This is a genomic window from Archangium sp. (assembly GCF_036389735.1).
Taxonomy (GTDB): domain Bacteria; phylum Myxococcota; class Myxococcia; order Myxococcales; family Myxococcaceae; genus Archangium.
In genome coordinates, this window is sequence record NZ_DASVWK010000673.1 from 1 (window position 1) to 9,733 (window position 9,733).

The window sequence follows — 9,733 nt, forward strand, 5'->3', positions numbered from 1 at the left end:
GCAGGTGGCCACGCTGGGCGCGGTGCGTCTCAAGACGCACCAGATGGACTTCTTCCAGCGTGACCACGCGTGGTTCGCCGGGTTCGCGCCCGCGAATGATCCGGAGATCGCCGTGGTGGTGATCAACGAGCACGGTGGCCACGGAGGCGCGGACGCCGCGCCCACCGCCATGGCGGTCATCAAGAAGTACTTCGACCTGAAGAAGGAGGACGCGGCCAACCCGCCTCCTCGCCAGAACACGCCGTACGTGCCGTCGCTGATGGTGGCGCCGAGCCAGGACGACATCTCGCTCACCCGGGGCTCGGCTCCGGTCGCCGGGGGGAACGATGCAGTTGCGCATTGAGCGGAGGATGGTGCCTCACATCCCGTGGGGCCTCATCTTCAGCGTGCTCGCGGTGTGCGGGCTGGGCATCTTCAACCTGGCCTCGGCCTCGCGCGCGCAGGCCTCGCCGGTGTGGACGAGCCAGGGCATCTACCTGGGCGTGAGCCTGCTGGTGGGGCTCGTGGTGTGCCTGGTGGACTACCGCGTCATCCAGCGCATGGCGCTGCCCATCTACGTGCTCAACATCCTGGCGCTGCTCGCGCTGCGCGTCATCGGACACAAGGCCAAGGGCGCGGAGAGCTGGTTCGTCGAGGGCCCCATCCGCATCCAGCCCGCCGAGTTCATGAAGATCGGCGTGCTGCTGATGCTGGCCAAGGTCTACCACGACGACTTCAAGCCCGGAGAGGGCTCCTACGGCCTCAAGCGCCTGATCAAGCCGGTGCTGGTGGTGATGGTGCCCTTCACGCTGGTGCTGGTGCAGCCGGACCTGGGCACCGCGCTGATGATCTTCCTGTCCTCGCTGACGGTCATCCTGTTCGGCAAGGTGCGCTGGTACCTCGTGGCGGTGATGGTGGTGGGCATCCTCGCCGGGGCGATCATCATCTGGAACGACTACGTGCGGGAGATGCCCGAGCCGCGCACGACGCTCGTGCGGCACCTGCTCAAGCCGCACCAGAGCAAGCGCATCTCCGGGTGGTTGGATCCGGAGTCGGACCTGCGCGGCAGCGGCTACCACGCCGCCCAGTCGAAGATCGCCGTGGGCTCCGGCGGGCTCACCGGCAAGGGCTGGAAGGAGGGCACCCAGACGGGTCTGTCCTTCCTCCCCGAGCAGCACACGGACTTCATCTTCTCCGTGTGGGCCGAGGAGCACGGCTACCTCATGTGCGTGCTGCTGCTGGTGCTCTACGGGTTGATCTTCACGCTCGGATTGGGAGTGGGGTTCACCGCCCGGGACAGGTTCGGCGCCTTCGTGGCGGTGGGCGTGGTGTCGATGCTCTTCTGGCAGGTGTTCGAGAACATCGGCATGGTCATCGGCCTGCTACCGGTGACGGGCATCACCCTGCCGCTGCTCAGCTACGGCGGCTCCTCGCTGGTGAGCGTGATGCTCAGCATCGGGCTGCTGGTGAACATCAGCATGCGCCGCCACATGTTCTGACCCCTTGCTTCCAGTCGACTGGAAGCGGTTGCTCGTAGTCGACTACGAGCGAGCCCTCACCAGCGGTGCCAGGTGAAGAGCAGGTCGATGAGCTGGGCCTCACCAGGGCCGTAGTGGGCCGTGCGCGGCACGAGGTCGGGGACGGGAGTGAAGAGGACCTCGTTGGACAGGCGGGTGAAGCCAAAGGTGGACTCGATGAGGCTGGCGAGTCTGGTCTCCCGCTCCTGGAACTCGGGAGGGAAGGGCGGAAAGCGGAGCCAGCCCTCCCGTGGGAGGCCGGGGCCCTTATTCACCGTCAGTGACACGTAGAGGGCATAGACCGGTGCTATCTGGCTCAGCAGGCAGACGACCTCTTCACAACGAGGATCTCCTGTCACGAATCCCGGTTGGGACACGCGAACGCCATAGCAGGGGTCATGCCGGGGGATGGTCGTGTCCCAGGGTGAGCAGTCGGGGAACTCCCCACGCAGCCGCTGGATGAAGTCCTTCCAGGCCTGTGTGGGCTTCTCGTTGGCGAGAACCACCTCTGTGAGGCGCTGGCCTTCCTCGGACTCCTTGTACCGAGGCACGTCGTTGCGCGTTCCGGACGGGTAGAAGCGATGGACGAGTTGGACGAGCGCGTCGGCCGTCAATTCTGGAGGCATGCGTGCTGAGTTCAGAGCGCGCGGCCGGTGAGGATGACGGTGACGACGGTGAAGTAGATGACCACGCCGGTGACGTCCACCAGCGTGGCCACGAAGGGCGCCGAGGCGGTGGCCGGATCCAACCCGAGCCGCCGCAGCAGGAAGGGCAGCATCGAGCCGCACAGCGTGCCGAACATCACCACGCCCACCACGCTCAAGCCCACCGCCAGCCCCACCCACGCGTAGTGGGGGCCGTAGAGCGTTTCATGCTGCGGCCAGACCAGGATGCGCAGCAGGCCCAGCAGTCCCAGGAAGAGGCCCAGCGCCAGTCCACTGATCATCTCGCGCACCGCCACCCGCCACCAGTCCTGGAGCGTCACGTCGCGCACCGCCAGCGCGCGGATGATGAGCGAGGTGGCCTGCGAGCCCGAGTTGCCTCCCGAGGAGATGATGAGCGGCACGAAGGCGCTGAGGAACACCGCCTGGGCGATGGCGTCCTGGTAGTGCGCCATGGCCGTGGCGGTGAACATCTGCCCCACGAAGAGCACCGTCAGCCAGCCCACCCGCTTGCGCAGCATTCCCGCGATACCGATGTCCAGGTAGGGCGCCTCCAGGGCCTCCATACCGCCGATGCGCTGGATGTCCTCGGTGGCCTCCTCCTCGGCCGCGTCCAGCACGTCGTCCACGGTGATGATGCCCACCAGCACGCCCTGGGAGTCCGTTACCGGGAGGGCCACCCGGTCGTACTTCTCGAACATGCTGATGAACTCCTCGCGGTCCGCCGTGGCCGGGATGCTCACCAGCTGCCGATCGTGGATGTCCGTCACCGGGGTCTTCGGCTCCGCCAGCACCAGCGAGGCCAGCCGCACGTCGTCCAGCAGCCGGCCCTTCTCGTCCACGATGTAGAGCACGTGCAGCGTCTCGCGGCCCTGCCCGTGCGAGCGCACGTACGCGAGCGCCTCACCCGCCGTCAGGTTGCCCGGGATGGTGAGGTACTCCGGCGTCATGTAGCGGCCGGCGCTCTTGTCCGGGTAGCCCAGCAGGTTGCGCGCCACCTTCAACTGGTCCGGCGACAGCGAGGTGAGCAGCCGCTTCGTCACCTCCGCCGGCAGCTCCTCGAGCAGGCGCGTCCGGTCGTCCGGTGCCATCTCGTCCAGCAGGTTCTTCAGCGGCTCGGTGCCCAGCGTCGCGACGATCTCCGTCTGCTGGTGCGGTGGGAGGTACTCGAAGACGAGCGCCGCCGTGTCGCGCGGCAGCAGTCGGAAGATGACGCCGCTCTCCTCGGGAGGCAGGTCCTCGATGACCTCGGCCATGTCGGCCGGATCCATGTCCGTGAAGGCATCGCGCAGCGCGTTCCAGTTCTTGGCCGCGATGAGCGCGTCGAACTCTGGCTTCAGGAGGTTTCCCAGCATGCAATCTCCGCGCGCGGACAGGCGCGCGCATGGTGTATGAAACGCGTCGGTCGGGGTACGGAAATCGGACCGTGCCCGCTGGAGGAGAAGATGGACAGGAAGGGCCCCCGCAAGAAGGCACCCGGCGACGCCACGGACACCGAGCCCCCGGAGGCGACCGAGCCAGCCGTCCCCCGGCCCGAAACGGCCACCCCCACGGCCCCGCCCATGGCGGCGAGAGCAGAGCCTCCTCGCGCCCCGGCTTCCCGGCCCGAGCCGCCCCGGCGTCCAGAGCCTCCCCCCGCCGCCGCGCGCCCGGACCCGTTCCGCCGGCCCTCCCCCCCGGTGCCGGCCTCCCGGCCCGGGTTTCCCGGGCGTGCCCCCCCGGCGGTGCCCACCGGTCCCCGGAGCCTCTTCCCCCGCATCGAGGCCGGGAGCGTGGAGGAGTTCGAGCACCGGCACTTCCCCCGCGCCCAGCTCACCACGAACTTCGAGCTGTGGATCGACGAGGAGGGGGATCGGCGCTTCACCGCCACCCTGCGCTCGGTCAACGTGAGCGTGAGCGGGGCCTTCCTGGAGAGCACCTTCTTCCTGCCGATGGACACCCTGCTGCGGGTGCGCTTCGCGCTGGAGGAGGGCGCGGCTCCCGTGGAGGCACGGGCCCGCATCGTGCGCGAGGAGCGTCCCCAGCGGGAGGGGGAGGATGCCTCGGGCTTCGGCATCCGCTTCGAGGAGTTCTACGGGCAGACGGAGGTGTCGCTGGCGCGCCTCTTCCTGGACCTGCGGCTGCGCACCTTCGCCGAGGAGTACCTGCGCTCCAACCGCGCCCGCGGCCTGCCCAACGAGCTGGAGCGGGTGGTGGACGCGCTCGCGGCCTGGGAGCTGCTCAAGGCCAACAAACCCACGGACACCTGGCGGGGCGAGTAATCCGGACGGGCTTCACCCGCGCGGAGTCCCCAGAGGAGCTCCGCGCGGGAGGACGGCACGGCTTCAGAGCACCTTCTGGAGCGCGGCCTCGAGCTTCGCCTTGGGCACGGCGCCGACGATCTGCTCCACCACCTTGCCGCCCTTGAAGACGAGCAGGGTGGGGATGGAGCGGATGCCGTACATCTGCGGCGTGTTCTGGTTGTCGTCGATGTTGACTTTGGCCACCTTGACCTTGCCCTTGTACTGCGTCGCCAGCTCCTCGATGGCGGGGGCGATGGCCCGGCACGGGGCGCACCAGGTGGCCCAGAAATCCACCAGCACGGGCTGGTCGGACTTCAGCACTTCCTTCTCGAACTCCCCATCCGCGATGTTCATCACGTCAGCGCCTGCCATGGTGTCTCCTCCGGCGTGCAGGGTAAGCAAGGAGGCGCGTGCTCTAGTACGCGCCCGCCAGGCCTGCAAGGTCCGGCTTGAAAGTCCTTCGCCTGCTTAGATGCGGACGGGGCAAGAGCGTCGCAACCCGTTCATCAGGAGAAGTCGCTTCGGCCTGGAGCGGGTGGGTGTAAGCTAGCCCTCGCGATGAGGCTCTTTCTTTCCCAGACCCAGCTCGAAGAATGGGCGCTAGACGACAAAGCCGACGTCAAGGACGGCCAGTTGGTGGTTTCGGGTGAGCAGGGCGTCTACCCGGTCACTCCCGCCGTGCACCTGGTGCAGGTCGTCTCCGGGGAGGACACCCACGGCCTGGTGACCAAGGTGAAGACGGACTCGCAGCTCGCCTCCCTGGGTGCCGAGCAGATGGCCGACTCGGTGCTGCTCGGGGACACGGCATACGAGGTCGTCCCCGGTTATCTGGCCGAGGTGTCCATTTCCCCCTCGGATGCTCCCTCGGCGGACGGCAAGCCGGGCTCCGAGACGGATCTCCTCGCCGCCTTTCTTTTGAACAAGATGGGCTGAGACACTCGGTCCAATAGGTTGTATCCGCCATGAATCACGCGCTGGTCTCCCTCGCCTGCCACGCCTACGTCGTCGCGGCGCTGGTCTACCTCGCCTACCTCATCCGTCAGTGGGAGGCACTCGCCACCACCGGACGGGTGTTGGTGGGCACGGGACTGGCGCTGCATGGCGTCGCCCTCTTCGGGCTCTTCGGAGCCCAGGGCGGGCGTCCGGTGGGCGTGGCCCAGGGCTTCTCCACCTTCGCCTTCCTCCTGCTGGCCATCTTCCTGGTGGTGGATGTGCGCTACCGCAAGCCGGTGATTGGCGCCTTCATCACCCCGCTGGCGGTGGCGGTGTTGATGCCGGGCCTGCTGCTGGATGGGGGGGAGCCCCTGCCCCCGCACGTGCAGCGGCCCCTGTTGCCCCTGCACATCACCATCGCCCTGCTGGGCGTGGCCGCCTCCGCGCTGGCCGCCGGGGTGGCCGTCATGTACCTGCTGATGGAGCGGCAGGTGAAGGGCAAGCGCTTCGGCCTGCTCTTCTCCCGGCTGCCCTCGCTGGAGTTCCTCGACACCCTCAACCGCCGGCTGGTGGTGGTGGGCTTCATCGCCCTGTCGGTGACGCTCATCACCGGGGCCTTCTTCTCCAGCGCGGCGCCGGGCTTCTTCTGGGCCTGGCAGTCCAAGCAGATCGCCACGCTGGTGGCCTGGGCTGTCTTCGCCGCGCTCGTCAGTGCCCGCTCCGTGGGCGGGTGGCGGGGCCGGCGCGTCGCTGTCTTGACCATGACGGGGTTCGGTTTGCTCCTGGTGTCCTTCCTCTCCTCGTATGACTTCATCCACATTGGCGGAGGTTGGCGCTAGCCATGGAGTTCCTGTGCATCGGCCTGTCGCACCGGACCGCGCCCCTCTCCGTACGTGAGCGGCTCGCCCTGCCGGAGCCCCGGCAGGTGGAGCTGTTGCAGCGGCTGGCCCAGGCGCCCAACGAGGCCTTCCTCGTCTCCACGTGCAACCGGGTGGAGCTGTACCTGGCGGCGCCGGACGTGAACCGGGCGCGCGAGAACGCCCTCGACGAGCTCCAGCACCTCGGGGGCCCGGAGGCGCTCGAACACCTCTTCGAGCACAAGGGAGAGGACGCGCTGGTGCACCTCTTCCGGGTGGCGGCGAGCCTGGACTCCATGGTGCTGGGCGAGGCGCAGATCCTCGGCCAGGTGAAGGACGCCTTCGAGCGGGGCCAGGGAGCGGGCGCGGTGCGCGGCGAGCTGACGCGCGTGTGCGCCTCGGCCTTCGGCTGCGCCAAGCGGGTGCGGACGGAGACGGCCATCGGCCGGTCCGCCACCTCCATGGCCAGCGCGGCCGTGTCCCTGGCCAGCAAGGTGTTCGACGGGCTGGGGGACAAGACGGTGCTGCTGGTGGGCGCGGGTGAGATGGCGGAGCTGGCCGCGCGTCACCTGAAGCAGGCGGGCGCCACCCGCATCCTCGTGGCCAACCGCACGCTGGCGCGCGCCGAGGCCCTGGCGGCCGAGGTGGGGGGCGCCGCGCGGCCCTTCGAGGAGCTGCACTCGCTGCTCACCTCCGCGGACGTGGTGGTGTGCAGCACGGCGTCGCCGGTGCCCCTCTTCACCAAGGAGAACGTGGGCGCGGTGGCCAAGGCGCGCAAGCACCGCACCCTCTTCATGGTGGACCTGGCGGTGCCGCGCGACATCGCCCCCGAGGTGGGGGAGCTGGACTGGGTGCACGCCTACGACGTGGACGACATCCAGAAGTTCGTGGCGGACAACGCCGCCGCCCGCGCCGAGGAGGCGCAGAAGGCGGGCGTGCTGGTGGCGCAGGAGGTGGCCCGCTTCGTGCGCGAGCGCGCCGTGCGCAACGGCGTGCCGGTGCTGGCCCAGCTTCGCCAGCGCGCCGAGGCCATCGCCCGCTCCGAGGTGGAGCGCACCCTGTCCAGCCTGGGCGACGGCCTCACCGACAAGCAGCGCAAGAGCATCGAGGCGATGGGCCGCGCCATCGTCAACAAGCTGCTGCACGAGCCCACGGCCCGGCTGCGGGCGGTGGGCCCCGAGCACGAGGGCAACCGGCTGGCGGGCGCCGCCGCCGAACTCTTCGGGCTCGAGGAGGCTCCCGCGCGCACCGAGGTGGGGCCCAACGTGGTGGTCCAGGGAGGGAAGGGATGAAGGCCATTCGCATCGCCACCCGGCAGAGCCCACTGGCGCTCTGGCAGGCCCGACACGTGGGCTCGCTGCTCACCCAGCTTCACCCGGGCCTGGAGGTCTCCTTCGTGGAGATGACCACCGCCGGGGATCGCTTCCTCTCCGCGCCCCTGTCCACCGTGGGCGGCAAGGGGCTGTTCGTGAAGGAGATCGAGCAGGCCCTGCTCGATGGCCGCGCGGACCTGGCCGTGCACAGCCTCAAGGACATGACGTCCGTGCTGCCCGCCGGCCTGCTGCTGGCGGCCGTGCCCAAGCGGGAGGATCCGCGCGACGCCTTCTGTAGCCCGGCCGGGCTCTCGCTGGACACGCTGCCCCAGGGCGCTCGCGTGGGCACGTCCTCGCTGCGGCGCAGCTGCATCCTGCGTTCGCGGCGGCCGGACCTGGAGATCGTCAGCCTGCGCGGCAACGTGCAGACCCGGCTGGCGCGCACGCGCGAGCTGGGGCTGGCCGGCGCGGTGCTGGCCGCCGCGGGCCTCAAGCGACTGGGGCTGGAGACGGAGATCACCGAGGTGCTGCCCACCAGCCTCAGCCTGCCCGCGGTGGGGCAGGGGGTGCTCGCCATCCAGTGCCGCACCGAGGACGCCGAGGTGCGCCACCTGCTGGCGCCGCTGGAGGACGCGGCCACGCGCGTGGCGGTGACGGCCGAGCGCGCCCTCATGGCCCGACTGGAGGGTGGGTGCACCGTGCCCCTGGCCGGCCATGCCACCGTGGAGGGCGACACCGTCCACCTGCGTGGACTCGTGGGGCGGCCGGACGGCTCGAAGGTGGTGGAGGGCGAGCGCACGGGCCCCGTGGAGACGGCCCACTCGCTGGGCGAGGCCCTCGCCGAGGAGCTGCTCTCGCGCGGCGCGGCGGAGATCCTCCGGGATTTCGGGCGTCCCTCGCCCGTACCGGAGCCGTAGGGCTTCCGGGCCTCATCCAAAAGGTAGGGGCCCCCGCGAGTTGCCGAGGGACTTTTCCGCCGGCCTGCTAGAGTGCCCGGCCGTGGAAAGGCGACTTGAAGGCATCCGCGTCCTGGTGACGCGCCCCCGTGAACGCTCCGAGGAGCTGTGCTTCCTCCTGGAGGACGAGGGCGCGGAAGTGGTGCACGTGCCGCTGTTGGAGCTGCGGCCCCCGGAGGATCCACGCCCGCTGATGGCGGCCGCGGAGTCCATCCAGCGCTACAGGTGGGTGGTGTTCGCGAGCCCCTCGGCGGTGGAGGCGCTGGTGGAGGCACTGCGCGAGTCCGGCATGATGGAGTGGCTGTCGCGGGTGCGCATCGCCGTGGTGGGGCCGCGCACGGCACGCGCCGTGGAGGCCTTCGGACTGACGGTGGCCGCCGAGCCGCCCGAGGGCACCGGCATGGCGCTCTACGAGGCCATGCGGAGCACGCTGGAGCCAGAGGACGAGGTGCTGCTGCCGGCCGCGGAGGAGGGGCGCCGCGAGCTGGAGGACGCGCTGCGCGAGCACGGTGCTCGGGTCACCCGGGTCACGGCGTACCGCTCCCTGCCGGCGCCGCTGTCCCCCGAGGCCCGGGCGCTGCTCGAGTCTTCCCCACCGGACGTGGCCCTCTTCGCCTCGCCGCGCACGGCGGAGACGTTCCTGGAGGCGGTGGGGCACGAGCGGCTCGGCGCGGCACGGCTGGTGGCCATCGGCCCCACCACCGCCACGGCCCTGACGCAGTTGGGGCTGCCAGTGGCCGCGGTGGCCGAGCGTCCCACGTCCGAGGCGCTGGTCGAGGCCACCATCCGGGCGATTCGCGGATAGACTGGGGGCTACTGAATGCCGGGAGGGCGGGGCAGGTGCCCCCACCATCCGCCCGGTGGAGGAGTCCTCACGATGTGGCGTGGTCTGTCGCGTTGGCTGGTGGTGGTCTGCGCCCTCGCTGGGAGCACCCTGGCGCTGGCCAACACCTACCCCGGGCTCGACTTCTGGATGATGCACTCGCAGTCCTCCCCCTTCCGCTATTACGTGGATGATCGGAACGAGCGGCCCGCGGGCATCGCGCTCTCCGAGGTCCAGAAAGCCGCGGATGGGGCCTTCCAGGCGTGGGGGAGCGTGGACTGCGCGCACCCCGCCTTCACCTCGGGCGGCGGCACCTCCGCGCAGTCCCTGTCCCACATCAACGACTCGCGGGACCGCTACAACGTGACGCCCGTGTTCATCACGGACAAGAACGACCCCGCCTACAGGGAG

At 69.8% G+C, this 9,733-nt stretch carries 11 protein-coding genes and 1 pseudogene; 9 read left to right on the forward strand and 3 right to left on the reverse strand.

Features of this window, described 5'->3' with window-relative positions:
* Together VF794_RS23650 and rodA are read left to right on the forward strand one after the other, a co-directional pair.
* The coding region (locus tag VF794_RS23650) for a penicillin-binding transpeptidase domain-containing protein (RefSeq protein ID WP_331114086.1) at positions 1-343 on the forward strand (343 nt) is incomplete at its 5' end.
* Between the two features lie 7 nt (positions 344-350).
* Positions 351-1,478: a rod shape-determining protein RodA gene (gene rodA / locus VF794_RS23655; RefSeq protein ID WP_331114088.1), complete on the forward strand. Its 1,128-nt coding sequence runs from the start codon at positions 351-353 to the stop codon at positions 1,476-1,478.
* Between the two features lie 56 nt (positions 1,479-1,534).
* Here rodA and VF794_RS23660 read toward each other — a convergent pair whose 3' ends face one another.
* Positions 1,535-2,122: a hypothetical protein gene (locus VF794_RS23660; RefSeq protein ID WP_331114090.1), complete on the reverse strand. Its 588-nt coding sequence runs from the start codon at positions 2,120-2,122 to the stop codon at positions 1,535-1,537.
* 11 nt (positions 2,123-2,133) lie between these two features.
* Positions 2,134-3,513, reverse strand: coding sequence for a magnesium transporter (gene mgtE, locus VF794_RS23665; protein ID WP_331114092.1), 1,380 nt, complete (start codon positions 3,511-3,513; stop codon positions 2,134-2,136).
* Between the two features lie 90 nt (positions 3,514-3,603).
* On the opposite strand from mgtE, the gene VF794_RS23670 reads away from it, so the two are divergent.
* Positions 3,604-4,419 (forward strand): PilZ domain-containing protein, encoded by an 816-nt coding sequence (locus tag VF794_RS23670; protein ID WP_331114094.1) that lies wholly within the window; start codon positions 3,604-3,606, stop codon positions 4,417-4,419.
* 63 nt (positions 4,420-4,482) lie between these two features.
* Here the strand turns inward: VF794_RS23670 and trxA are convergent, their stop codons facing one another.
* Positions 4,483-4,812, reverse strand: coding sequence for a thioredoxin (gene trxA, locus VF794_RS23675; RefSeq protein ID WP_331114096.1), 330 nt, complete (start codon positions 4,810-4,812; stop codon positions 4,483-4,485).
* A 186-nt stretch (positions 4,813-4,998) separates the two neighbouring features.
* On the opposite strand from trxA, the gene VF794_RS23680 reads away from it, so the two are divergent.
* The 6 genes and pseudogenes from VF794_RS23680 to VF794_RS23705 all read left to right on the forward strand — a co-directional run.
* On the forward strand, positions 4,999-5,373 hold the full coding sequence (locus VF794_RS23680) for a hypothetical protein (RefSeq protein ID WP_331114098.1): 375 nt from the start codon (positions 4,999-5,001) through the stop codon (positions 5,371-5,373).
* A gap of 29 nt (positions 5,374-5,402) precedes the next feature.
* Positions 5,403-6,212 (forward strand): cytochrome C assembly family protein, encoded by an 810-nt coding sequence (locus VF794_RS23685; protein WP_331114100.1) that lies wholly within the window; start codon positions 5,403-5,405, stop codon positions 6,210-6,212.
* 2 nt (positions 6,213-6,214) lie between these two features.
* On the forward strand, positions 6,215-7,522 hold the full coding sequence (gene hemA, locus VF794_RS23690; RefSeq protein WP_331114103.1) for a glutamyl-tRNA reductase: 1,308 nt from the start codon (positions 6,215-6,217) through the stop codon (positions 7,520-7,522).
* A complete protein-coding gene (hemC, locus tag VF794_RS23695) occupies positions 7,519-8,460 on the forward strand; it encodes a hydroxymethylbilane synthase (RefSeq protein ID WP_331114105.1) in 942 nt (313 codons plus the stop codon). Before hemA ends, hemC begins: the two co-directional genes overlap by 4 nt.
* A gap of 82 nt (positions 8,461-8,542) precedes the next feature.
* A complete protein-coding gene (locus tag VF794_RS23700; protein WP_331114107.1) occupies positions 8,543-9,304 on the forward strand; it encodes a uroporphyrinogen-III synthase in 762 nt (253 codons plus the stop codon).
* Between the two features lie 72 nt (positions 9,305-9,376).
* Positions 9,377-9,733, forward strand: a pseudogene (locus VF794_RS23705) (hypothetical protein); the annotation flags it as partial.

Bases quoted from the DNA above. Each gene is read 5' to 3' on its own strand.
- rodA (WP_331114088.1), top strand. From the start codon at position 351: ATGGTGCCTCACATCCCGTGGGGCCTCATCTTCAGCGTGCTCGCGGTG.
- VF794_RS23660 (WP_331114090.1), bottom strand. From the start codon at position 2,122: ATGCCTCCAGAATTGACGGCCGACGCGCTCGTCCAACTCGTCCATCGC.
- mgtE (WP_331114092.1), bottom strand. From the start codon at position 3,513: ATGCTGGGAAACCTCCTGAAGCCAGAGTTCGACGCGCTCATCGCGGCC.
- VF794_RS23670 (WP_331114094.1), top strand. From the start codon at position 3,604: ATGGACAGGAAGGGCCCCCGCAAGAAGGCACCCGGCGACGCCACGGAC.
- trxA (WP_331114096.1), bottom strand. From the start codon at position 4,812: ATGGCAGGCGCTGACGTGATGAACATCGCGGATGGGGAGTTCGAGAAG.
- VF794_RS23680 (WP_331114098.1), top strand. From the start codon at position 4,999: ATGAGGCTCTTTCTTTCCCAGACCCAGCTCGAAGAATGGGCGCTAGAC.
- VF794_RS23685 (WP_331114100.1), top strand. From the start codon at position 5,403: ATGAATCACGCGCTGGTCTCCCTCGCCTGCCACGCCTACGTCGTCGCG.
- hemA (WP_331114103.1), top strand. From the start codon at position 6,215: ATGGAGTTCCTGTGCATCGGCCTGTCGCACCGGACCGCGCCCCTCTCC.
- hemC (WP_331114105.1), top strand. From the start codon at position 7,519: ATGAAGGCCATTCGCATCGCCACCCGGCAGAGCCCACTGGCGCTCTGG.